We start from the raw sequence: 22678 nt of genomic DNA, 5'->3' as shown, positions 1-22678 counted from the left end.
TGGGTCTCGCTACGCCTTTCTGCGGAGTCGAATCATGGTCTTGCTCTCGAGCGCACGCCGCCGTGCGCGCGGATTTCACAAATTGGCGTCGATCGGCGCACTTACGCTGCTGTTTGTCGCTTCATCTGCCCAGGCGCAGGGCCTCAGCCTTAGTGACGTGCTCGGCAGGGTCTCTGCCGCCGATCCATATGGCGATGTAACCGGCGCCCGCATCCGGGCGGGCGAAGCTTCCGTGCGCCAGGCCCGGGTTGGGCCGAGGCCGGTGGTCGGACTCGAAATCGAGGACTTCGCCGGGACCGGCCCCTACTCGCCATTCAACCGGTCCCAAACGACAGCCTATTATGAGCGGCCGGTCGAGCGCGGCGCAAAGCGCGAAGCCCGCGTCGGCGCGGCTGAGTCCGAGCTGGCCGTGACCCGGTTCCGCGGCATGGTCCGGACGCTCGACCTTGTGGCGCAGGTTCAAATGCTGTGGGTCGAAGCGCTCGCGGCCCAAGCGGCGGTGTCGGTCGCAGAGGAGCGGCTGGCCTTCGCGCAGCGCAATGCGCGCGAGGTCGGCTATCGCGTCGATCGCGCGGTCGATCCGCTGTTCGCCGACGAACGCGCGAAGACAGCCGTCGCACAGGCGCAGATCGCGCTCGATCAGGCAGTGGAGGCCGCGCGTATCGCGCGCGCCAACCTTGCGGCGATGTGGAGCGGCAGCGACGGTTTCCAGCTCGACATGAGCGCCTTCTGGCTGACGGACGTTACCCTTTTCGAGATGGAAGAGACCCCGGACATCGCGCTGCTGATCGCGGAGCGCGATGTTGCGGGCGCCAAGATCCGGCTGGTGCAGACGCTCGGCACTGCCGATCCCACCTTCCGTGTCGGCGTTCGGCATTTCGGCGAGGGGAACGAGGCTGCCCTGATCGTCGGCGGATCCATCCCGCTGGGCAGCCGCCGGGCGAATACCGCAAACATCGATCGCGCACGAAGCGATCAGACCGCGGCGGAAGGCGAAATCTCCCTCGCCCGTGTCGAGCGCAAGCGTGAGATCGACCGGCTGGTGGCCGAGCGCCGCGCGATCGCGACGGAAGTCGGCAGGATCGATCGCGAGGTGCTCCCGCTTGCGGAGCGCACCGTGTCGATGGTCCGCGATGGCTTCAACCGTGGCGGCACTGCGTTCACCCTGCTTGAGCTGGCGGAGTCGCAACGTGTCGTGTCCGACGCCCGCGCGCGGCGAATCGAGCTTCTGCGGCGCTTCCACCTTGCCGGCGCGCGCCTCGACCGGCTGACCGGACGCCACGCCTCCCTGTTCACCAGCGCGGAGAACCGCTGATGCGTATTCATCTCCTGAGCGCGCTGCTGGTCTGCGCGCTGACCGCCGCGTGCGGCCAAAGCCCTTCCGCCAATGAAGGTGAGGAGGCGCACGGCGCCGAAGCGGCCGAGTTTGAACGCGGGCCGCATCGCGGGCGCATGCTGCGCGACGGCGACTTCGCGATCGAGATGACGATCTTCGAGGACGGGGTAGAACCCGAGTTCCACATCTATGCGTATCGCGGCAACAAGCCGGTCGCACCGGGTGAAGTCCAACTCAGCGTCGAACTGGCCCGGCTCGGCGGACGCGTCGATCGCTTCGCCTTCGCGCCCCAGGAGGATTATCTGCGCGGAACCGGAGTGGTCGCCGAGCCCCATTCGTTCGACGTGAAGATCAAGGCTGTCGAGGGCGGACGGACGCACAGCTGGACCTACGCATCCTATGAGGGGCGAACGACGATCGCTGCCGAAGCGGCGCGGCAAGGCGGAGTCAAATCCGAAAAGGCAGGGCCGGGGACGGTCAGCGAACTGGTCGATATGTCCGGCCGCGTCGAGATCACGCCCGAGGGCAAAGCCGATGTCCGCGCCTGGCTGCCGGGCCGCATCGTCGAGATGCGCGGACAGCTGGGCCAATCGGTGCGCAAGGGCCAGCCGCTCGTGCGGGTCGAATCGAGCCACAGCCTTCAAGTCTATTCGATCCCCGCACCAATCAGCGGGATTGTCGTCGAGAAGAACGCCAATGTCGGCGATGTGACGGGGGATCGCGCGCTGTTCGTGATCGCCGATCCGACGAAGCTCCATGCCGAGTTCTTCGTCTACCCGCGCGATGCCGAACGCATCCGGGTGGGCCAACGCGTCGATCTCAGGAGCCTGTCGGGCGAGGCGCGGCTGTCGGCGACGGTGGAGGCGATGCTGCCCACCGCCGATCTCGCCAGCCAGACGCTGATGGCGCATGTCCATTTGCCGGCGTCGGCGGCGACCTTGTTCCGCCCCGGCATGGGTGTCGAGGGCTCGTTTGCCATTTCGGAGACACAGGTGCCGCTGGCAGTGCGCACCAAGGCGATCCAGCGATTCCGCGACTTCGACGTGGTTTATGCCAAGGTCCGCAACACCTACGAGGTTCGCATGATCCGGATCGGGCGGCGCACGCCCGAATGGACGGAGATTCTCAGCGGGCTCGAACCCGGCACCGAATATGTGACTGACGGCGCCTTCCTGATCCGCGCGGATATCGACAAGGCAGGGGCGAGCCATGACCATTGAGGCCGATCCCGCCCCGGCGCGACCGGCCCTGCTCGAACGCATCGTCTCGGCGGCAATTCGCTATCGCTGGCTCGTCTTGGGAGCGATTGCGCTGCTGTGCGCGATCGGCATCTGGAGCTTCCAACGCCTGCCGATCGACGCGACGCCGGACATCACCAACGTCCAGGTCCAGATCAACAGCGAGGCGCCCGGCTTCTCGCCGCTCGAAGCCGAGCAGCGGGTAACCTTCCCCGTAGAGACCGCCATCGCGGGCCTGCCCGGCCTTCAATACACGCGCTCGCTCTCGCGCTACGGGCTCAGCCAGGTGACGGCGGTGTTCGCCGACGGCACCGACATCTATTTCGCCCGCCAGCTCATCAACGAGCGTCTTCAGATCGCTCGTTCGCGGCTTCCCGAGGGCGTGAACCCCGAAATGGGACCGATCGCCACCGGGCTCGGCGAAATCCTGATGTATACGCTCGAGGCGGTCCCGAACGCGCGCAAGGCGGACGGGCAGCCCTATACCGCGGAGGATCTGCGCACCCTGCAGGACTGGGTGATCCGTCCGCAGCTGCGAAACACGCCCGGTGTCACCGAGGTCAACAGCATCGGCGGGTTCGAGCGGCAGTATCACGTGACTCCGCTGCCCCCGCGCCTCTCCGCTTATGGGCTTACGCTGGGCGATGTGGTCGAGGCCCTGGAGCGCAACAACGCCAATGTCGGGGCGGGCTATGTCGAGCGCTATGGCGAGCAATATCTCGTCCGCGTCTCGGGCCAGGCCGCAGGGATCGACGATCTCAGGTCGATCATCGTCACCAATCGGGGCGGCGTGCCGATCCGCATCGCCGACATCGCCGATGTCGGGATGGGCGAAGAACTGCGCACCGGCGCGGCGACCGAGAATGGCCGCGAGGTCGTGCTTGGCACCGTGATGATGCTGGCTGGCGAGAACAGCCGGGTGGTCGCCCGCGCTGCCGCCGAACGGCTCGCCGTTGCAGCCAAGGCGCTGCCGCCGGGCGTGAAGGCCGAGACGATCTACGACCGCACCGACCTGGTCGAACGCGCGATCGCGACGGTCGAGAAGAACCTGCTCGAAGGTGCCTTGCTTGTCATCGTCGTGCTGTTCCTGCTGCTCGGAAACATCCGCGCGGCGCTGATCACCGCAGCCGTCATCCCGATCACCATGCTGATGACGATCACCGGGATGGTGCAGGCGGGCGTGTCCGGCAATCTGATGAGCCTCGGCGCACTCGATTTCGGGCTGATCGTCGATGGCGCGGTGATCATCGTCGAGAATTGCCTGCGCCGCTTCGGCGAGACGCAGCACCGGCTGGAGCGGTTGCTGACCCGCGAGGAACGGTTCAGCCTGGCGGCCTCGGCCACCTCCGAAGTGATCCGCCCGTCGCTCTTCGGCGTGATGATCATTGCCTTGGTCTATGTGCCTATCTTCGCGCTGACCGGTGTCGAGGGGAAGATGTTCCACCCGATGGCGGTCACAGTGGTGATGGCGCTGACCGCCGCGCTGATCCTGTCGCTCAGCTTCGTGCCCGCGGCGATCGCGATGTTCGTCACTGGGCGCGTGGAAGAAAAGGAAAGCTGGCTGATGCGCTGGGCGCGTCAAGCCTATGCGCCCGCACTGTCGGCGGCGCTGAGGATGCGGGCGATCGTCGTCATTTCCGCGGTGATCCTGACCGCGCTCGCGGGGTTCGCGGCGAGCCGGATGGGATCGGAGTTCGTGCCGAACCTCGACGAAGGCGACATCGCGCTCCATGCGCTGCGCATTCCGGGTACGAGCCTCACCCAATCGATCAAGATGCAGACGAGCCTGGAAGCCCGGCTCAAGCGCTTCCCAGAAGTCGAGCGGATCGTCTCGAAAATCGGCACGGCGGAAGTCGCGACCGATCCGATGCCGCCCTCGGTCACCGACACCTTCATCATGCTCAGGCCGCGCGACCGATGGCCAGACCCGCGTAAACCCCGCGCCCAACTGGTCAGGGAGATGCATGCCGCCGCCGAGACGATCCCCGGCAACAATTATGAGTTCACCCAGCCGATCCAGATGCGGTTCAACGAACTGCTCTCGGGCGTTCGCGCCGATGTGGCTATCAAGGTGTTCGGCGACGATCTCGAACAGTTGCTGGAGGCAGGACAGGCGATCGAGCGCGTGGTCGGCGGCATCGATGGCGCTGCTGACGTGGGCATCGAGCAGGTTACCGGCTTGCCCGTGCTCCAGATCACGCCCGACCGCGCCGCGCTGGCGCGGCTGGGCCTCAATGTCGGCGACATCCAGGACGTCGTCTCGGTGTCGATCGGCGGTGCCGAAGCGGGGCAAATATTCGAGGGAGACCGGCGCTTCGCCGTGGTGGTGCGCCTCCCCGAAGACATTCGCTCGCGCGTGGACGAGATCGGCCGGCTGCGGATCCCCCTGCCATCGCATGGCGGAGAGCCGCGGGGTTTCGTGCCGCTCGAGGATGTGGCCAAGGTCGAGGTTGTGATCGGCCCGAACCAGATCAGCCGCGAGGACGGCAAGCGCCGCGTCGTGGTGACCGCCAATGTGCGAGGGCGCGATCTCGGATCGTTCGTGCAGAAACTCCGGCAAAAGGTCGATGCGGAGGTCGAGCTGCCGCCCGGTTATTGGGTGAGCTATGGCGGGACGTTCGAACAGCTGATCTCCGCCGCCGAACGCTTGCGGCTGGTGGTGCCCGCTGCGCTGTTGCTGATTTTCGGACTGCTCTTCTGGCTCTTCCGCTCGGTTAAGGATGCGGCGATCGTCTTCTCCGGCGTCCCGCTTGCGCTCACCGGCGGCGTCGCGGCCTTGCTGATCCGCGACCTGCCACTGTCGATCTCGGCGGGCATCGGCTTCATCGCGCTTTCGGGCGTCGCCGTCCTCAACGGCGTAGTGATGCTGAGCTTCATCCGAACGCTGATCGCCGAGGGGAGACCCGTAGAGGAGGCGATCCGGGAGGGCGCCCTGACGCGGCTGCGACCGGTGCTGATGACCGCCCTGGTCGCGAGCCTTGGGTTCGTGCCGATGGCGTTCAACGTGGGCGCGGGTGCCGAGGTCCAGCGCCCGCTGGCGACGGTGGTGATCGGGGGCGTCATCTCATCGACGCTGCTGACGTTGCTGGTGCTTCCGGCGCTTTACCGGCTGCTTCACCGCGTGCGCCCGGAGACGGGCCCTGACACCACAGTTGCAAGGGCGTAGGTGACGATATGCTCTATCTGGCCATCAAGGCGCTGCTATCGGGCGTTATCATCGCGATCGTGTCCGAGGTCGCCCGCAAGAGCCCTGGCCTCGGCGCGCTGATCGTCTCGCTGCCGCTATTGTCAATTCTGGCCATGATCTGGCTGTGGCGCGAAACGCGGGACCCGGTGCGACTGGCCGATCATGCGGGCGCGACATTCTGGTATGTGATCCCTAGCCTGCCGATGTTCCTTCTGTTGCCGATGCTGCTCAAGCGCGGGGTGGGCTTCTGGCCCGCTCTAGCGGCGGGCTGCCTGCTGACAATGGTACTCTATGCTGTCACCATCTGGCTCGCGACACGCGCCGGAGTACGGCTCTAAAGCGTGATCAACCTTGAAAACGTGCAAGTCAGTGCTTCGCACGGTGATCACCGGCAATGCCATGGCCGTCACCGCTATGACAACGGCGCCTCCGATACGATCGTGCCGGGGTCCGGAAGCATGGCCAGGACCGCCCTGGTCAATGTCCCACCAACTATGACTCGGTAATGCTCGAGCGCCGTCATGCTCCCCTCACATGGCGGCCTTCCTGTCTTCTAGTCCAAGACGTCCGACAATGAGCGGCCATACCTTGTGCCGACGAGCGCCAGGAACCGCTTGAGAGCCGGATTGGCATTGTCTCCCCGCCAGTGCAGCCCCTGGTCGAGCCGCGTCGGGCCGAACGCATCATGGACTTCGCAAAGCAGCAGGGCCGCGTCCGTCGCTGCGGGTGCTCCCGCCGTCACCGCCACACAATTGCCGCCGGCGAAGCTCACCAGATTGTCGCGGCTGACCGACTGCGAGATGATCTTCGGCGCCGAACCCGGCCCCGATAACCGCGCAGTGATCATTGCCGCGATCAGCGGACCTGGGTCGGCGGCCGTCACCACAAAGGTCAAGCCGCGAAGATCGGTCCAGTAGAGGGGCGCGCGAGCTTCGAGCGGGTGTCCGCGAGCCATCCCGATCGAGAGAGGCTCGCTCCACAGGCAAAGCGATCGATGTCCCGCAACCCCCACTTCACCGGCGACGATCGCGATATCGAGTTGATCGCGCTGGACCTCGGCGAGCAGCGTATCGCGGGCGCCTTCGGTCGCCTCGAGTTCCACATCGGGGCAGGAGCAGCGATAGGTTTCGAATATGGCACGGAGATCTCCTGCCGCGAGCGATCCCTGGAAGCCGATCCGCAGCCTTCCCGCCGTTCCCTTCGCCAGCGCCTGAGACTCCGCGGAAAGGGATTCGAGATCGCCGAGGATCGTGCGGGCCCTGGCGAGAAAACGGAGCCCGACCGGCGTCGGCGCGACCCCTTGGGTCGACCGGTCGAACAAGGACAGCCCGAGCCGCAACTCGAGATGGCGAATGCGCTTGCTCAGCGTGGACTGCTTCACGCGGAACTGCCCGGCGGCCCGGCTGAAACTGCCGGTCTCCGCAGCCGCCAGCGCATAGCGCAGGAGGTGAACGTCGATCATGGCGCATCCCTGTCCGTCTTGCCCCGGTGATGGGGGCGCGCAGGAGTCAGTTAGAAACTTCGGGGGGTCATCTGACAATTACAAGAAATGGTGGCGCAAACATCGACGACCGCAGATGATGACTTGGCTTTCCGGGCGGCGCGGCAAAAACTTACAAGACGAAATCTTCCGGGCTCGGCTATGGATTGTGCTGGACCCGCAACGGTATTTTTGAGCCGACGTGCAGGAAGCGGCTCAACTGGTCCAGTTTGAAGACAGAAGCGGCTCAGGCTACTTGCCATCGGATAGGCGGCCCGCCTAGCTTGTGGCGGTGCCGGCGAAATTCGGCACCGAGGCGTGAGAACCTCGTTTGGGTGTCTTCATTCACTTGGCCAGCCTGCCGGGTGGCCGGCGCGCATGTCCAGGCCGCAAGGCTAAAGGCGTCGGCGCATGTTCCCAAACATGTTCTCAACACCCGGCTTGCTGCCGGTCCCGTCTCGCTTTTGGGGACGGGTCTATGGGTCGGCTGAGCAGTGCGGATCAGGAGTTGCGGTCGTGACGGGTCCCGCCGCGACGCGGGCGGCCGACGAAAGCGGCGGGCTGCGGCTCGACCTGCTGTATCGCGATCGCCGGCTGTCTCTCGTGCGTTATTTCACGCGAAATCGCGCAAGCCCGGTTGAGGCCGAGGACCTCGCCCAGGAGGCCTTTCTCCGGGTGGCGCAATCCGCCGCTTCGAACGTCGAGATCGCCAAGCCTGCGGCCTATCTGAACCAGGTCGGTCGAAATCTCCTGCGTGACCATGCCACGGCCCCGTCGCGCCGCAATGAAGTGTTCGCGCCCGAGATCGTCGATGCGGCCATTTCGGAAGCGAATGAGCTTGGCCGGCTGGAAGCGCGCGATACGTTGCGCCGGCTCGAGGCCGCTCTCCTCCGGCTCAAGCCGAAGACCCGCGAAATTTTCCTCGCGCACCGACTCGACGGCATGACCTATGGGGAGATCGCCGAGCGAACGGGGTTGAGCGTGAAGGGCGTGGAAAAGCAGATGTCGAAGGCCATAGCCCATCTCGGCCGCGTCATGGACCGCGAAGGATGACCTCCGAGCCGGACGCGGCGGAATGGTGGAGCCGCATGCAGGGGCCGGATGCAGAGCAACACCGCCCCGCATTTGAACAGTGGCTCGCGGCGGCGCCCGCCAATTCGGAAGCCTATTCTCGGCTCGAGCGTGCCTGGCAGGCATCGTCCGGACTGGGGGCCACCGAGATGGGCCGCAACCGGTCGCTCGAGCGCCACCGATCGCCATTTTTCGTCCTGACCGGTCCTCGCGTCGCCGCGATCGCCGCCGCCGCTGCCGCGATCCTGCTAGTCGTTTTCCTCCGGCCCGGCAGCGAAAGCCCCGCGCCTCAGCCGGTCCAGACTGCCGCGCTGATGCAGACGGCGATCGGCGAGATCCGCACCCTCCGCCTTCCCGACGGCTCGAAGATGACGCTCGATACCGATAGCCAGGTCAGGGTGCGCTACGCTCGGGACGCGCGCCGCGTCGAACTTGTGCGCGGCCGGGTCCGCTTCGAGGTTCGCGCCGATCCTTCGCGCATGTTCGTAGTCGAGGCCGGGGATCGGCTGGTTTCAATTCCGGAGGGCCGGTTCGACACGGAGATCCGTCCCGCGGGGGTGTGCGTGTCAGCTTGGAAGGGCCCGATCGAAATTCGCGGCCGAGGCGCCAGCTACACTCAGGCCGCTGTCTTCAGGATGGCACCCGGGCACAGCATGATCTTTCCGGCGGGTCGGCCGCAAACAGCCGCAGCGCCGGCCAGCGAGCAATGGGTCGCCGGCATGCTCGTCTACAAGAGCGTGCCTCTGGCGGACGTGCTGGCAGAAACCAACCGCTACTCGAAGCAGCACATCGTCCTTTCGGACCGGTCGCTAGGCCAGTTGCGTGTGACGGGGACGTTCCGGCCGGTACCGGTGGGTGCCCTGGCGGCGAGTCTGGCCGCGGCATTCGAGCTTCACCTGCGCCCCGGCGCGGACGGAAATCTGATCCTCGAACGCCCCTGATCTGATCCCCGAAATAATTTCGGGGGGTATATTGCGCCTGCACCGTCTTGCCCACCCAGCCGCGCACTGCGGCAGGGGAGGCATCAATGAACAGAAAACAAGGGTTCGCATTTCTTTGCGGCGCCGCCGCCATCGTCGCGCCGAACGCGCAGGCGCAACAAGCCGCGACACGGGACTATGACATTGCATCGCAGGATCTCGGCGCGGCGATCAACCAGCTCGCGGCATCGTCGGGCCGGCAGATCATGGTCGCCGACACGCTCGTTCAGGGGCGTCGTTCGCAGCCGGTCCGCGGACGCTACGCCGTAGAGGATGCGCTCGGGTCGATGCTTCGCGGCACCGGCCTGCGCGCCGTGGTCGTGGGCACCACGCTGGTTGTCCAGCAGTCCGACACACCGGATCAGGGTGCGGGAGGCGGCGAGATCCTTGTCACCGGCACGCGCATCCGTGGCCGTGGTCCGGTGGGATCGGCTGTCGTGACGATCGATCGAAAGGCCATCGATCAGAGTGGTTATTCGACGGTGCAACAGATCGTGCAGACGATCCCACAGAATTTCTCCGGCGGTCCAAGCGACGGCACCCAAGGCGGCACGCTGTCGCAGTCGGCGTCGCTGAACACGGCCTACGGCTCAAGCGTCAATCTCCGCGGCCTCGGTGTCGCCTCCACGCTCGTCCTGCTCAACGGCGACCGCCCGGCACTTGGCGGCCCGACCGGCGTATTCGCCGACGTTTCAATGATCCCGCTCTCGGCGATCCAGCGGATCGAAGTCGTCCCCGACGGCGCTTCGGCGATCTATGGCTCGGATGCCGTCGCCGGCGTCGTCAATATCATCCCGCGACTGGACTTTACCGGCGCGGAGACCAGCTTCCGCGTCGGCACCGCCGATGGGTCGTTCAACGAATACAATGCCAGCCAGCTTTTCGGAACGCGCTGGTCCGGCGGCCGGGTGATGGTGGCGTATGAATTCTATCAGCGAGGAGCTTTGGCAGCCGCCGAGAGCCGCTTCGCGACCGACGATCTAAGGGCGTTCGGTGGACCCGATCGGCGGGGCACCTACGCCAACCCCGGCACCATCACTGCCGGCGGCCAGACCTTCGCGATCCCCCGCGGGCAAAATGGAATGGGCCTGACCGCTGCAAGGCTGACCGCGGGGACTTCGAACCTCGGTGACAGCTGGCTGGGCGCAGACATCATGCCGATGCAGCGCCGCCATTCGGCCTTCGCCGCATTCAGTCAGGACCTGCTGCCAAATCTGCGCTTCTATCTCCAAGGTCTCGGCACGATCCGGAACTTCGATGGGCACACCCGTCCGAGCTCGGACGCCACGCGCACGGTGCCGGTCACCAATCCCTTCTATGTCGACCCCATCGGCACCAACCAGCCGATTCGAGTCCAGTACCGTTTCGTGCGCGATCTCGGCGCAGAAGGTACCCGGGGCCGGGTGTTCGCACTGAGCGGCACCGCCGGCCTCGCCTTGGACATCGGCCGCTGGAATATCGACGCACACGGCACCTGGGGCCGCCAGACCGAGCGCAGCACCAATTACAATCGCGTCAACAGCGCGCGCCTCACCGTAGCGCTGTCCGACACCAACGCCGCGACTGCGTATAATCTGATGGGCGACGGTTCGTTCACAAACCCGGCCACGATCGACAAGGTTCGCGGTTCACTCAGGAGCAGCAATAGCGGCATCGTCTGGTCGACCAGTCTGCGCGCGAATGGTCCCATCGTCACAATGCCAGCCGGTGACGTCTCGGTCGCTGTCGGTGCCGAGTTCCGCAAGGAAATCTACCGTTTCAACCGGACAATCGCGGATATCAGTACGCTGACCCCAACGACGGTCGCGGCCCGCGCGCTGCCGGCACCGCGAACTGTGCGAGCAGCGTATGGCGAATTGGTCGTTCCGCTGTTCGGCGAAGCCAATGGCTTTCCTGGAATGCGGCGGCTCGACCTATCGGCGGCCATCCGTGCCGAGCGCTACAGCGACTTCGGCGCGACGACCAACCCGAGGCTCGGTTTCACATGGGCGCCCGCGGACGCGATTACCTTCCGCGGCAGTTATGGCCGTTCGTTTCGCGCGCCCGGGTTCAACGAGTTGCGCCAGGATCCGGGCGCGAAGCTGATCTTCGCATATCCGATCCCCGACCCGCAGTCGTCGAGCGGAGTCACCAACACGGTCGTGATCCGCGGCAACGACCCGAACCTGCGGCCAGAGCGAGCAACGACGACCACGCTCGGCTTCGATGTCCGGCCCGCGGAGGTTCCCGGCCTTCACCTCGGCGCTACATGGTTCGATGTCGACTATCGGGACCGGATCGCGGACCCGTCCTCCAACCTGCTGACCTTTTTGACCAACCGTGCGACCTTCTCGCCGATCCTCAACGAGAGCCCAACTGCCGCGCGCATTGCCGAGCTCTATGCCGACCCTTTCTTCGTGAACTATTTCGGTGTTCCCGCCTCTGCAGTGACCGCGATCGCAGACGCCCGCCTCCAGAATCTGGCGGTGGTCAAGGTACAGGGCCTCGACCTCGATCTTGGCTACGCCTTTGATGTGGGCGGTGGCCGCGCCGACATCGGGGCAAGCGCGACCTATACCTTCCATATCAAGCAGCAGCTCTCGGCCGCGGCACCCGTCACCAACGTCGTTGGCACGATCGGCAATCCAACCGAGATCCGCGCGCGCGGCCATCTTGGCTGGTCGTCAGACCGCTGGGGCGCGCGGTTCAGCGTCAACTATGTCGATGGCTATACCAATTCCCTTCTGGGAACCCAGCAAAGTGTGTCGGCCTGGACCACGTTCGATCTGCAACTGAACTACACGGTGCCGGAAGGGTCCGGCGCTTTGGGCGGCCTCAGGCTGGCCCTGAGCGCGACCAACTTCTTCGATCGCGATCCGCCCTTCGCGGCCTATGCCGTGGGTCCGCTGACCTACGGCTTCGATCCCGAGAACGCGAACCCGGTTGGCCGGGTGATCTCGCTGCAGGTCACCAAGAAATGGTGAGCCGAACTGGCATGTCGGCACTCGCCATGTTGCTTTCAAGCACGACGGCGGCGGCGCACGCAACGCCCGCCGCGTGCGAGAAGCGCCTGCTGCCGCCCTCCCCCGGGGCGGCGGCAGGCCAGAACCTGGCGGCGAAAGACCTCGTCCAGCTTCGCGACTTCGGGGAGAGCAGCGTCTCGCCGGATGGCAGATGGGCGGCCCTGATCCTGCGCAGGGCCGACCCGGCACGCGACGATTACTGCATCGGTCTCGTACTCGTGCCGCTGCAAGGCAGTGGCGCCGCACGCTTTCTCGACATTGGCGGGGAGCCAATCCAGCTCCGGATGGACCTTCGAGGCGTCTCCGATATCGTCAATGGTTCGATTGCCGACGATGCGCCGGTCTGGTCGCCGGACGGGCGCACGATCGCCTATCTGCGCCGAGATCGTGGCGTCACTCAGGTCTGGATCGCCACACCTCAGGGCCGCCCTCGCCAGCTGACCCGGCTTGCCGATGACGCGCGGAGTGTGGAATGGTCCACCTCGACAACATTGCGGATCCAATACCGGCCTACGTCGAAAGCGCTCGCCCAGATCAGCCGGGAGGGTCGGGGAGGCTACCTCTATGATCGCCGCTTCTGGGCGCTCTCTGAGGCGCGGCCCAATCCGCCACCGAGCCCGTTCGAGATCGTGACAGTGGAGATTTCCGGTGGCCGGACGGTCCCAAACCTCGCGGCAGCTCCCGATCCGAAACGGTCACCCGCCGCCAGATTGTACGTGACGATCCCGGAAGGGGGGCGGGCCTGGACGGCGCCGCAGCAACCCCTTCGCTATGCCGGCCCGTCGGTCCTAACGGTCGAGTATCGGGGCCGCCGGATTGCGTGCGGCGATATCTGCGGATCGCGGGTGTCGGCCATCTGGGCGCAGGGCGATACGGTCCTGTTTCTGCGCTCCGGCAATCCTGCGAATGGCGGCGAGACGGAAATCTACCGCTGGGATCTTGCCCGCGAGCCATCGCCGCGGCGGATTCTGGCAACCCAGGACGCGCTCTACAGCTGCGCGCTCGCAGGTTCCAAGCTGGTCTGCGGACGCGAGACCGCGCTGCATCCCCGGACGCTGGCGGCCATCGACTCCGGGACTGGCGCAACGAACACCCTCTACGATCCCAACGCGGACCTGGCAGGGCGCATTCGCAACAGCGTCGAACGGTTGCGATGGACCGATCCCAACGGGATCTCGAGCTACGGCGATCTTGTGCTGCCAGCAGGATATCGTCCGGGCCAGCGCCTTCCGCTGGTCATCGTCCAATATCAGAGCCAGGGGTTTCTACGCGGCGGCGTCGGCGACGAATATCCGATTCACCTGTTCGCCGCACGCGGCTATGCAGTTCTCAGCATCACGCGTCCGCGCCCGCCCAGCAGCGATAGCGACGCGCCCGATGCGGACAGCTATCAGCGGATCAATATCACGGGCTGGGCCGACCGCCGCCGTGTGCAGGCGAGCCTGGAGGCCGGCATCAACGCCTTGGTCGCGCGCGGGGTCGCCGACCCCGACCGGATTGGGTTGACCGGTCTCAGCGACGGCAGCAGCACGGTGCAATTCGCGCTGATTAACTCCTCCCGCATTCGCGCGGCGGCGATGAGCACGTGCTGCGAATCCAGTGCATCCGGAGTATCAGTCGGACTGGCCTATTCGGATTCCCTTACGCGGTGGGGCTATCCGGCACCCGGTTCCGACAATCCCCAATTCTGGAAGCCCTATTCGCTGGCAGCTAATGCGGAGCAAATGCAGACACCGTTACTGATCCAGGTGTCGGACCGCGAATACCGTCTCGCGCTCGAAACATATGCCGCCTTGGACGCCGCGAACGCGCCCGTCGAAATGTACGTCTTTCCGGACGAGCACCACGTGAAATTTCACCCTGAGCATCGGCTAGCCGTTTATGAACGCAACCTCGCTTGGTTCGACTTCTGGCTAAAGGACCAACCAACTGCGGATCCCGGGAGCGCGGCCACGATGGCCCGCTGGCAAGCGCTCAGGTTACGATCGACCCGCTAGCGCGAGACGCCCATGCGTCGACCCACGCCTCCACATCGGTGAGCTCCAGAAGGCGGACCACATCGAGCTTGGAAACCGTGTCCCGCGCAAGCACTGCTTCCAGACGAACGGTGTCGATCAAAGACTGTCGAGCCAGGGCGCCGTTTAGCAACATCTCGCGAATGGCGCCCCGGTTCGCATCGAACACACGACTGCTGTAGGTATCGAACGCACCCTTGCTGCGCCGTTCGATCACAACCGGTGGAAGGAGATCGGCGAACGCCTTCCGGGCGACGGCCCTGTTCTCGCCTCCGGCACACCACAGCCAAGTCGGAACGGCCATGCAGGCTTCGATTAGCGGCTGCGAGAGGAGCGGGGATATGATCGGGGCGTCATGCAAGCGGCCAAACCCCTCCAGATGGTTCTGGATGACGACCAGCCCCAGCCCGTGAACACGCTTTCCGGGAAGGATCGTCGCGGGCGCGTCGATCCACGGGTGGCCATGGGGAAATGGCAGGTCACCCAGGGCGCGGGCAGAGACGAAGCGATCCCGCACCAGCCACCGGCGCGCCGCACGAAGCCGCAAGCCGCGCCGTACCGATGCGATCATCACTTTCCAGAAGCTGACGTCGGAGAGTTCCGCAATCTCACCGATCGTCTTCAGGACCCCGCCGTCACCGCGCTTCCAGCGGTCTATTACCGGCAAAGCGGATCGAAGATAGGCGAACACGTTATCGCCGCCGCCGCCGCTGAAAAAGGCGTCGGTACCTTGGCGCTCTGCGATCGCGCGGAGGCCGGCATCATGCGCTTGAGAGAATGCCCGCGCGGATGGCCGTGGCAGATCGCGCGCGCAGGATTGGGCAACATCGACCAACGCCGTGTCGGGCTGCAGGACTTCGAGTGACAGCCCGAGCGCTTCTGCGGCAGCCCGCGCGTATGGCGTCTCGTCGGGATCCCCTTCGATCGCGGCGAACGTGACGCAGTGCGTGTTCGAATTTGCCTTCGCCAGCACCGCGGCCACGATCGAGGAATCGAGCCCTCCCGAGAGTTCGAGCAGAGGACGCTCGAAGCATCGCCCCCACGCGGTTACGCAACTCATCGTCGCCCGCCTGACTCGCTCGATCGCCTCGTTCAGCGAACTGACCTCGCGCTCCCGCGCTGCCCATCGCCACGGAGTCCAGAACGTATCGATCTCGGTCCGGTCCCGGGCGTACCGGGCGCAGGTACCCGGCATCAGTTCGTCTATCCCTCGGAGCGCGGTTCTCGCCGGCCGAAGGTCCTGAAAGACGATTGACTGGGCGACGATCGTCCAGTCGATTTCGGGGCGGATCAGCCCGGCGTCGGTCAGCAGCGAGATTCGCGTGGTGAGAATGCAATCGTCACCTAGCCGCGCGTGATAGCATGGGATCGCGCCGGAAGGATCGCGCAGGATCTCGACGATGTCGCCGGTCTCGCGGATTGCCAGATAGCCGCCCCAATATTGTTCAACGAACTGTTCGAAGGGCGCGTTCGCGTTGGGCAGACCCTTCCTGTCCGTGACCCGCCATGAGGTCATGCGCTCGAACAGCGTACCCCAGATCAGGCCAGCGCCATCGGGCAGCACGAGATGCGGCGCGGTCCGTTGACCTGCAACGATCAGTCGGTCTGTCTCGAAAAGCCGCTCGAGACTCCCTTTCCCGGTCAGCGCATCGACGAACGATCTCAACCTCGCCGAAAGCGGAGAGCCTGGATCGCGCACGATCACGACGAGAGGCGAAAGGTTCATACCGTCAGGATCGGCTCGAAGCGGGAGACGCGGTCATAGCTGTCGTTCAACACGGTTGCCTCGGACTGGACCCAGCAGTGCGCTTCAAAGGGCTTCGCCACGACCCCGAAGACGATCTCCGCGTTACGGGGATGTTCCATCCATCGATCGAGGGCCAGCGAGTCGAGCAGGCAGTTCCGCTTCATCGGGCACCAGCGTCGGGCGTTCGCGAAACGCTGGGCACAGTCCACCAGCGCGGAAGGCTCGAGCAGGGTTGCCGCTGTCCTCCTGCCCCGATGATGGGCCAGGATCCGATGCAGCTTGCGGGTCCGCAACAGGCTCCAGCTTGCCAATATGGTCCTCGTCACCGAAAAAACGCTTGTTAGATCGGCGCCCGTCCCGGCTGGCTGCCCAGCGGTCGGATTCGGGGCGGAGACGTCGATCCGCAGTTGGTTGGTCAAACGGCCGGGGCTCGTGTCGCCAAGCATTCTTGCAAGTGGCGCGGGGACATCGCTGCCATCCGCCGCGCTCAGCCAGGCCTCGATGAAAGCCACGCTGTCGTCGGGGACCGCGGAGTAGCGGTCGCGCGCTTCATCAAGCAGGATCAGCCTGCCCGAGGCAATGCAGGCCGTGAGATTGGAATTGAGACGCCACATGAAGGTGCGACAAGGCGTCGGCGCGGGACCGCGCCGACGCCGAGCCGGTCAGTCCTCGTCCGAGAGGCCGGCGAGCAGCTGCTGGCCGACGGGCTCGAAATCGGGGCCCTTGATGCCCTGGGTTTCGACGCTGGCGGCGCCGAGGTCGATCAGGGCGATCGCGTCTTCGTTGGTGCGTTCCATGGTCACTCTCCGTGATACGCCGCGAATCGCGGCAAAGGAAAGTTCGACCCTCCGACGCTCTATAAGAACTTTATAATCGGGTTATTTTCCGGTGCGCAGTCGGACGAGCTCAGGTGCTACACGCATTCTGATCTGATGGTAGCGCCGGATGGCCGCCTGACGCCGCTCCGCCGGCTCGAGAAGGGCTTCAAGTTCTCCGAGAACCGGTTCGAGCACCTGAGCTTCGATGAGTCGAAACGGATGGAGCCGATCGGCAGCTCGCGAGATTGCGATGCGGAGCTCCTGGTTCGGCACGGACCCGGCGAGCAGCTGAAAGCAGGTCGCGGTGGCATCAGCCAACGTATCACTCGACATCGCGGCATGCACCGCTTCAGGATCGGGGATAGTCCGCGCACTCCGGGCGGCTAGGATGGCGATCGCGGAGTTCCACTCGTACAGGTCCCGCAGATCACCCTCGCTGAGACGCGGTACGTGGAAGCCCTCACCGGTGCTGGCTTCGACGAGTTCCTCGCCGACGAGGCGATTGAGAGCGTCGCGCACCGGCGTCATGCTAATCCCGAGCTCGTCAGCAATCCGATTTGCTTCGAGCCGATGTCCGGGCCGGTAGATGCCGTCGCGCAGCTGAGCCTTCAGAGCCGCATAGCTCCGCTCCATCGCCTGAAGGGGGCTCATGTCATGCTTCCTGATCGCGGCGGTGTGCCGCTACAGCATCGCGTTGGTCCGGCCGTAGTGCATCAACCGCGGCGATATTGTCTGGCACTTGGTCTTGCAGGAGCACGGACGGGCAAACGCCCTCGTAATTGCCGAGGTTTGGCCGATGTTGCCTATAACCGACCAGTCCGGCGAGCTCGGGATCGAACGTCCGGGCGATTTCCGGGGGATAGGCCAGCCACTGGTTTTCATATGGCTTCAGCCAGCCGAGGCAGTAGCTGACCACGACCGCGTCGCGCACTGCGTTCGTCTGGTTCGTACCCCCGCCATGCAGCGTCGAACCGAGGAATACGATCGCGCTGCCCGGGTCGCAGATCGCGCTGATCGGTCTTCCCGGATCGCCTTCGTGCAGCGCCTGGCGTCCATGAGTGTCGGGATAGATTATCGTGGCACCGTTATCCGCGGTGAATGGCGTAAGCGGCCACATTACGTTGACGAGATACTCGACCTCCCCCTTCACGCCCTGCCACATATCCTGGTCGCGGTGCGGAAACTGAATAGGCGCGCCCGGGTGGATCGCGATGGCCTGGGCGAGGTTGAGCTGGATTGTGTCGCACCAAGGCGTCAGCACGCTTTCGGCCATCGCAAGGATTTGCGGTTGTCGAACCAGCGACGCGGCATACGGCGACCGGCGCAATAGGCTACCGAAGCGCTTGGTCCGCGCACCGTAGAAATCGCCCGAGCAAAATGGGGTCCGGTCGAATATCCGGCGCAGGTCGGCCGCCAGGGCGGCCACCGTATCGGGCTTGACCAAGTCGCGCGCTACGCACCATCCGTGTTGGGTGAGGTGGTCGAAGCTCTCGGAATTGCAGGCGGCGACGGGGGTGATGGCTGTTGAAGTCAACTCGGCCTCCTATGCGCAGACAGCTGCAGCCGACAGCGGCTCGGTGGGGGACCAGATGCCGGTCTGGGCGAGCAGCGACGGTGTCGCCGGCGTGATCTGGATTCGCAGTGCGCCAAGTGTCTGCGTGCGATCGCGCAGGACCTGCCCGAGCGGACCTGCGTCCCAACCGAATTTCAGGATTTGGTCGAGCCAGACTGGCTCGGCAACGCCGGTATAGGTCCGAATGTCGTTTGCGAGGGCGTGCACCACCAGCGCGGTCACCAGCCGGTTGCGCATATCCCTGCGGCGGGCGGCCGGGAGACGGCGGTCGAGGCAGAAGCGGGTGATCTCGAACGTTTCGGGGCCTCGCGGCACCCGGCCTGCGCACAGGGCCGGAAAGAGGGTGTCGAGGATGTGGGGACGGACGGTCGGCAAGAGCCGGGCCGAGGCCAGGTGCCCGCAGGTGAGGTCCGTGACGATCAGGTAGCGGGCATGCTCGTCATCGAACTGGTCGATCTCGTACCGACCGTCGAGCACCGGGACCTGCCACCCGAGCAGATCGACGAACACTTCCTTCCGGGCGGCGAACATGCCGCGCATTGTGGCGTCGCAACCGGATGTGATTGTCGTGTCGATAAGCGCGACCACCTGGAACCTCCTCGGGATTGGGAGGGCCAAGCATCGGGAGTTCGCGGCTCACGCGATATTCCAAGGAATGGGGGGGGCGGGTTACTTCAGGAAGATATCCGAGAAGCAGATGCTACCGTCGAACAACGCCATCACGGCAAGGTGCGCTCGCTTCTGCACGCCGTAGCGCTCTCGCGCATGTTTGAGGTGCTGGATGACCGTCTCGTGGCTGACACCGAGGATGCGGGAGATCTCCCAATCGGTCTTGCCGCGGGCGGCCCACAGGACGCAGTCACGTTGGCGGTCGGTCATCGGCTGCGCCTTCGGAGCTTGTCGCGGTTCGGATAGCCGCCGCGCGGTCTCGAATGCGAGGCCGCCCACGAGCTGGGCGATCAGGACATGCTGATCGGGAAATGCGTCGCCGGAACCGACAGCAAAGGAACATGAGCCATTATATTCGCCAGGCACATTGGCCGGAACCGTAAATCCGTCGCCGATCCCGACTTCTCGGGCTTGCCGAAGGACTTCGCGATCACCGGAGGTCAACTGGATGAGATCGGGAACGCGGGTCCAGGCGAAGCCCATATTCGTAACATGGCTGGCGCGATGGATCGGGTCGAAGCGCCCGAGGGATCGCTGATCGAACCATTCCTGCCACTCCAGCGGGTAATTGTGGATGCGTATGCCGGGAACTGGCGACGCAGCGAAGTCCATGTGATGCGTCAAGGCGAAGTAGCGAAAACCCATCGCGCTCGAACATTCCTGCAGCAATCCGAACAAGGCGGATAGTTCGCTCGTATCTCGCAGCATGTCCTCAAAGGCGGTTGCTATTGCCAATCTTGCCATATCGACCAACGTCGAAAGCAAGGGTGTCCCAAAGCACCACGAGCATCGTTAAGAGCCAGACGCCGGTAGCCATACTTCTCAAGATAACGCTCGGCGTCGTATCGTTTTTTCTCTGAAATGTTGTAGAATGTCAAATATAGGTCTTTTCGTCTGCGGAATAATCTAAGTTTCCGCAGCGTTCATCATGCAGCAATAGCGATTAAGATCGCAGAGGCCATGCATCTTATCCCCGCTGCCTAGGTGGGCCCCGCGCCTCCTGACTCCCCTGTGACTTGGCACGCGTTCAATCTCCGACCTTGCAGGCACGTCCGCTTGGCGACCTTGTGCCGTCTCTGGGCGATTGCCGCCCTCTCGACCAACTTCGCACCGCCACAGTTCGGGCGATCCGTGCCGGCGGGATCGCGCCCAGCAGAGAGAAGCCAAGCCACCCGATTCAGGCCGCTGCCGCGACGGGTTTTCTTCGCCACGCTGGCCGAGGCTACGACGCCGCTTGCTTCCGTGGTGCTTCCGCGGCGCACATCCGGGCCAAAGTGCCCCGGATGGCGTGAGTTAAGTATTTGATTTACAAGAGAAAAATGGTGCTGCCGGTGAGGATTGAACTCACGACCTCAGCCTTACCAAGGATGCGCTCTACCACTGAGCTACGGCAGCATTCCGGCCCGTGCGGAGCGGAGGGGCCTATGTGCTTGGGGAAAGCCGATTGTCAACCCAAGCCAAGCGGGTTTATCACGGGGGATGAGCGAAGGGGACAAGAAGGCTCGATTGGCGGAAGCGCTGCGGGCGAACCTGCGCAAGCGCAAGGCCCAGTCGCGCGAGCAGGCGCAAGGCGAGGCTCAGCGGGTGCGGACCCACTCCGACGCAGAATAGCCCAGGTCATAGGCCTGATCGATGAGTGCATGGGGCCCGAGCAGATAGATCGCCATGCTCGCGGCGCCCGCCGCGAACCACATCAGCTTACCGGCGCGCACTTCGCTTCCAGCCATCGCCGCTCTTCCGCATCCAGTTTGGGGCCGATGATCTGCACCACCCGCGAATGATATTCATTAAGCCAGGCAAGTTCGTTTTGAGTCAAAAGATTAGGTAAAATCAGCGTTCGTTCTATCGGCGCGAAAGTGAGCGTCTCGAAGCCGAGCATCTGCTGTTCGGACCCGGGGATATGCTTCTCGACGATCAGCACCAGATTTTCGATGCGGATGCCGAATTCTCCCGTCTTGTAATAGCCAGGTTCGTTCGAGAGGAACATGCCGGCCTTCAGCGGCTCAAGGCTCTGCCCGCCGGGATAATAAGGCTGGGCGATGCGCTGCGGCCCTTCGTGAACGGAGAGATAGGCGCCGACCCCGTGCCCGGTGCCATGGCCGAAATCCAGGCCCACTTCCCACAGGGGTGCGCGCGCGAAGCTGTCGAGCTGCGCGCCGCAGGTGCCGGCGGGAAAGGTCGCAGTGGCGATGGCGATATGCCCCTTGAGGACGCGCGTGAAACGGTCCTTCATTTCCTCGGCCGCCTCGCCGACCGGCATGACGCGAGTCACGTCGGTGGTGCCATCGGCATATTGGCCGCCGGAATCCACCAGATAAAGTTGGCCGAGCTGGATCGGCAGGCTCGATTCCGCGGTTACCTTGTAGTGCGGGATCGCGCCGTTGGGGCCGGTGGCGGAGATAGTGTCGAAGCTCAGATCCTTGAGCAGCCCGGTGGCGTCGCGGAATTCGCGCAACTTGTCCGCCGCCGACATTTCAGTGAGCCCGCCCGCGGGCGCGGTTTCCTCGAACCATTTGAGGAAGCGCGCCAGCGCCGCGCCGTCGCGTGCCTGCGCGGCCTTGTGTCCCGCGATCTCGGCGGGGTTCTTGAGCGCCTTGGCCAGCACTATGGGATCGCGCAGGCTGAGCACCTTCGCCCCGCCGGACTCGAGCGCGTCGAAAATTGCCGCGACCGCGCGCTCGGGATCGGCGGCGACACGCTTGTCCCTGAAGGCCATGAGCGCGGGCGCGAAGGCAGCGCGGGGATGCACGCGGATGGCGTTGCCGAGATGCTGGGCGACGGCTTCCGTCATCTTTTCCGGCGCGACGAACAGGTCGGCGGTGCCGTCTGAATTGACGATGGCGTAGGCCAGCGCGACGGGCGTGTGGCTCACGTCATCGCCGCGGATGTTGAACGCCCAGGCGATCGAATCGAGCGCGGAGAGCACGACTGCGTCGGCCTTGCGCTCGGCGAGCCAGTCGGCAATCTCGGCGCGCTTGGCGGCGGAGGCTTTGCCCGCCGCGGCATCGTCGTGCACCGAAAGCCTGGCGTCCGAAGGTGCGGGCTGATCGGGCCAGACCGAGTCTATCGGGTTGGTATCGACCGCGACCAGCTCCGCGCCCTTTTCAGCCAGCTCCTTGCGCGCTTCCATCACCCAGGCGCGCGTGTGCAACCATGGATCATAGCCGATGCGCCCGCCATCGGGGGCGTGATCGCCAAGCCACTCGGCCATGCTGATGGCGGGCACCGAGACATATTGCCAATCGTCGGCCGAAACCTGCTGGCGGACTTGCAGCGTGTAGCGCCCGTCCGTGAAGATCGCGGCCTCATCGGGCAGGACGACCGCTGCTCCGGCCGATCCCTGGAAGCCCGTAAGCCAGGCGAGGCGCTGGGCATAGGCGCCGACATATTCGGACATGTGCTCGTCGGTGAGCGGCACGACGAAGCCATCGAGGCGGTCGCGCTTGAGTTGTTCGCGAAGGGCTTTCAGGCGGTCGGCGTAGCTGGACATGACGAGACTTTCAGGCGGATTGTTCGGAGTGCTTTGCTCCCGATCACGGAAAAAGTCAGCATGTCGTGCGGT

Annotated in this window: 18 protein-coding genes and 1 tRNA gene; 8 read left to right on the top strand and 11 right to left on the bottom strand. The window is 64.8% G+C overall.

Features of this window, described 5'->3' with window-relative positions; all coding sequences use genetic code 11:
* Positions 1 to 34: 34 nt before the first annotated feature.
* The 4 genes from VF617_RS00170 to VF617_RS00155 are packed head-to-tail and all read left to right on the top strand — an operon-like array spanning position 35 to position 6099.
* Positions 35 to 1315: a TolC family protein gene (locus VF617_RS00170; protein WP_331012828.1), complete on the top strand. Its 1281-nt coding sequence runs from the start codon at positions 35 to 37 to the stop codon at positions 1313 to 1315.
* Positions 1315 to 2556 carry an efflux RND transporter periplasmic adaptor subunit gene (locus tag VF617_RS00165; protein WP_331012827.1) on the top strand — a complete coding sequence of 414 codons (1242 nt, stop codon included), beginning with the start codon at positions 1315 to 1317 and terminating at the stop codon, positions 2554 to 2556. The genes VF617_RS00170 and VF617_RS00165 overlap by 1 nt, the downstream gene beginning before the upstream one ends.
* Positions 2557 to 2584: 28 nt before the next feature.
* Positions 2585 to 5740, top strand: a complete 3156-nt coding sequence (locus tag VF617_RS00160) for a CusA/CzcA family heavy metal efflux RND transporter (protein ID WP_349256341.1) — start codon at positions 2585 to 2587, stop codon at positions 5738 to 5740.
* Positions 5741 to 5748: 8 nt separating this feature from the next.
* Positions 5749 to 6099, top strand: a complete 351-nt coding sequence (locus VF617_RS00155; RefSeq protein WP_331012825.1) for a DUF3147 family protein — start codon at positions 5749 to 5751, stop codon at positions 6097 to 6099.
* Between the two features lie 215 nt (positions 6100 to 6314).
* On the opposite strand, the gene VF617_RS00150 is transcribed toward VF617_RS00155, so the two are convergent.
* Positions 6315 to 7223: a LysR family transcriptional regulator gene (locus tag VF617_RS00150; RefSeq protein WP_331012824.1), complete on the bottom strand. Its 909-nt coding sequence runs from the start codon at positions 7221 to 7223 to the stop codon at positions 6315 to 6317.
* 534 nt (positions 7224 to 7757) lie between these two features.
* Here VF617_RS00150 and VF617_RS00145 point away from each other — a divergent pair.
* The 4 genes from VF617_RS00145 (at position 7758) to VF617_RS00130 (ending at position 14291) form a co-directional block, all read left to right on the top strand.
* Complete coding sequence (locus VF617_RS00145; RefSeq protein ID WP_331012823.1) at positions 7758 to 8294, top strand: sigma-70 family RNA polymerase sigma factor; 537 nt, start codon at positions 7758 to 7760, stop codon at positions 8292 to 8294.
* A complete protein-coding gene (locus VF617_RS00140) occupies positions 8291 to 9253 on the top strand; it encodes a FecR family protein (protein WP_331012822.1) in 963 nt (320 codons plus the stop codon). The genes VF617_RS00145 and VF617_RS00140 overlap by 4 nt, the downstream gene beginning before the upstream one ends.
* A gap of 86 nt (positions 9254 to 9339) precedes the next feature.
* Positions 9340 to 12255 (top strand): TonB-dependent receptor, encoded by a 2916-nt coding sequence (locus tag VF617_RS00135; RefSeq protein WP_331012821.1) that lies wholly within the window; start codon positions 9340 to 9342, stop codon positions 12253 to 12255.
* A complete protein-coding gene (locus tag VF617_RS00130) occupies positions 12249 to 14291 on the top strand; it encodes an Atxe2 family lasso peptide isopeptidase (protein WP_331012820.1) in 2043 nt (680 codons plus the stop codon). The genes VF617_RS00135 and VF617_RS00130 overlap by 7 nt, the downstream gene beginning before the upstream one ends.
* On the opposite strand, the gene VF617_RS00125 is transcribed toward VF617_RS00130, so the two are convergent.
* From VF617_RS00125 to VF617_RS00080, 10 genes are all read right to left on the bottom strand, one after another.
* Complete coding sequence (locus VF617_RS00125; protein WP_331012819.1) at positions 14269 to 16035, bottom strand: asparagine synthase-related protein; 1767 nt, start codon at positions 16033 to 16035, stop codon at positions 14269 to 14271. The genes VF617_RS00130 and VF617_RS00125 overlap by 23 nt on opposite strands.
* The gene (locus VF617_RS00120; protein WP_331012818.1) at positions 16032 to 16670 is read right to left on the bottom strand and encodes a lasso peptide biosynthesis B2 protein; all 639 of its coding nucleotides are present in this window, start codon (positions 16668 to 16670) and stop codon (positions 16032 to 16034) included. The genes VF617_RS00125 and VF617_RS00120 overlap by 4 nt, the downstream gene beginning before the upstream one ends.
* Before the next feature lie 48 nt (positions 16671 to 16718).
* The gene (locus VF617_RS00115; protein ID WP_331012817.1) at positions 16719 to 16853 is read right to left on the bottom strand and encodes a benenodin family lasso peptide; all 135 of its coding nucleotides are present in this window, start codon (positions 16851 to 16853) and stop codon (positions 16719 to 16721) included.
* Positions 16854 to 16934: 81 nt separating this feature from the next.
* Positions 16935 to 17525: a GntR family transcriptional regulator gene (locus tag VF617_RS00110; protein WP_331012816.1), complete on the bottom strand. Its 591-nt coding sequence runs from the start codon at positions 17523 to 17525 to the stop codon at positions 16935 to 16937.
* Position 17526: 1 nt separating this feature from the next.
* On the bottom strand, positions 17527 to 18408 hold the full coding sequence (locus tag VF617_RS00105; protein ID WP_331012815.1) for a phytanoyl-CoA dioxygenase family protein: 882 nt from the start codon (positions 18406 to 18408) through the stop codon (positions 17527 to 17529).
* Between the two features lie 9 nt (positions 18409 to 18417).
* Positions 18418 to 19035 carry an acyl-homoserine-lactone synthase gene (locus VF617_RS00100; RefSeq protein ID WP_331012814.1) on the bottom strand — a complete coding sequence of 206 codons (618 nt, stop codon included), beginning with the start codon at positions 19033 to 19035 and terminating at the stop codon, positions 18418 to 18420.
* An 81-nt stretch (positions 19036 to 19116) separates the two neighbouring features.
* Positions 19117 to 19860, bottom strand: coding sequence for a LuxR family transcriptional regulator (locus VF617_RS00095; protein ID WP_414713920.1), 744 nt, complete (start codon positions 19858 to 19860; stop codon positions 19117 to 19119).
* Positions 19861 to 20436: 576 nt separating this feature from the next.
* Positions 20437 to 20511, bottom strand: a tRNA-Thr gene (locus tag VF617_RS00090).
* Between the two features lie 182 nt (positions 20512 to 20693).
* Positions 20694 to 20843 carry a hypothetical protein gene (locus VF617_RS00085; RefSeq protein ID WP_331012812.1) on the bottom strand — a complete coding sequence of 50 codons (150 nt, stop codon included), beginning with the start codon at positions 20841 to 20843 and terminating at the stop codon, positions 20694 to 20696.
* Positions 20810 to 22606 (bottom strand): aminopeptidase P family protein, encoded by a 1797-nt coding sequence (locus VF617_RS00080; protein ID WP_331012811.1) that lies wholly within the window; start codon positions 22604 to 22606, stop codon positions 20810 to 20812. The genes VF617_RS00085 and VF617_RS00080 overlap by 34 nt, the downstream gene beginning before the upstream one ends.
* Positions 22607 to 22678 lie beyond the last annotated feature (72 nt).

Origin of the sequence: Sphingomonas sp. (genome assembly GCF_036388215.1) — a bacterium.
GTDB lineage: Bacteria > Pseudomonadota > Alphaproteobacteria > Sphingomonadales > Sphingomonadaceae > Sphingomonas.
The sequence above is the reverse complement of the archived record's forward strand: the minus strand, read 5'-3'. Positions and strand labels throughout refer to the sequence as shown.

What these genes read in the sequence shown, in the direction of transcription:
- VF617_RS00115 (WP_331012817.1), bottom strand. Translation starts at nt 16,853, where the DNA reads ATGGAACGCACCAACGAAGACGCGATCGCCCTGATCGACCTCGGCGCC.
- VF617_RS00170 (WP_331012828.1), top strand. Translation starts at nt 35, where the DNA reads ATGGTCTTGCTCTCGAGCGCACGCCGCCGTGCGCGCGGATTTCACAAA.
- VF617_RS00165 (WP_331012827.1), top strand. Translation starts at nt 1,315, where the DNA reads ATGCGTATTCATCTCCTGAGCGCGCTGCTGGTCTGCGCGCTGACCGCC.
- VF617_RS00155 (WP_331012825.1), top strand. Translation starts at nt 5,749, where the DNA reads ATGCTCTATCTGGCCATCAAGGCGCTGCTATCGGGCGTTATCATCGCG.
- VF617_RS00095 (WP_414713920.1), bottom strand. Translation starts at nt 19,860, where the DNA reads ATGGCAAGATTGGCAATAGCAACCGCCTTTGAGGACATGCTGCGAGAT.
- VF617_RS00130 (WP_331012820.1), top strand. Translation starts at nt 12,249, where the DNA reads ATGGTGAGCCGAACTGGCATGTCGGCACTCGCCATGTTGCTTTCAAGC.
- VF617_RS00120 (WP_331012818.1), bottom strand. Translation starts at nt 16,670, where the DNA reads ATGTGGCGTCTCAATTCCAATCTCACGGCCTGCATTGCCTCGGGCAGG.
- VF617_RS00080 (WP_331012811.1), bottom strand. Translation starts at nt 22,606, where the DNA reads ATGTCCAGCTACGCCGACCGCCTGAAAGCCCTTCGCGAACAACTCAAG.
- VF617_RS00110 (WP_331012816.1), bottom strand. Translation starts at nt 17,525, where the DNA reads ATGAGCCCCCTTCAGGCGATGGAGCGGAGCTATGCGGCTCTGAAGGCT.
- VF617_RS00135 (WP_331012821.1), top strand. Translation starts at nt 9,340, where the DNA reads ATGAACAGAAAACAAGGGTTCGCATTTCTTTGCGGCGCCGCCGCCATC.
- VF617_RS00150 (WP_331012824.1), bottom strand. Translation starts at nt 7,223, where the DNA reads ATGATCGACGTTCACCTCCTGCGCTATGCGCTGGCGGCTGCGGAGACC.
- VF617_RS00125 (WP_331012819.1), bottom strand. Translation starts at nt 16,035, where the DNA reads ATGAACCTTTCGCCTCTCGTCGTGATCGTGCGCGATCCAGGCTCTCCG.
- VF617_RS00140 (WP_331012822.1), top strand. Translation starts at nt 8,291, where the DNA reads ATGACCTCCGAGCCGGACGCGGCGGAATGGTGGAGCCGCATGCAGGGG.
- VF617_RS00085 (WP_331012812.1), bottom strand. Translation starts at nt 20,843, where the DNA reads ATGGCTGGAAGCGAAGTGCGCGCCGGTAAGCTGATGTGGTTCGCGGCG.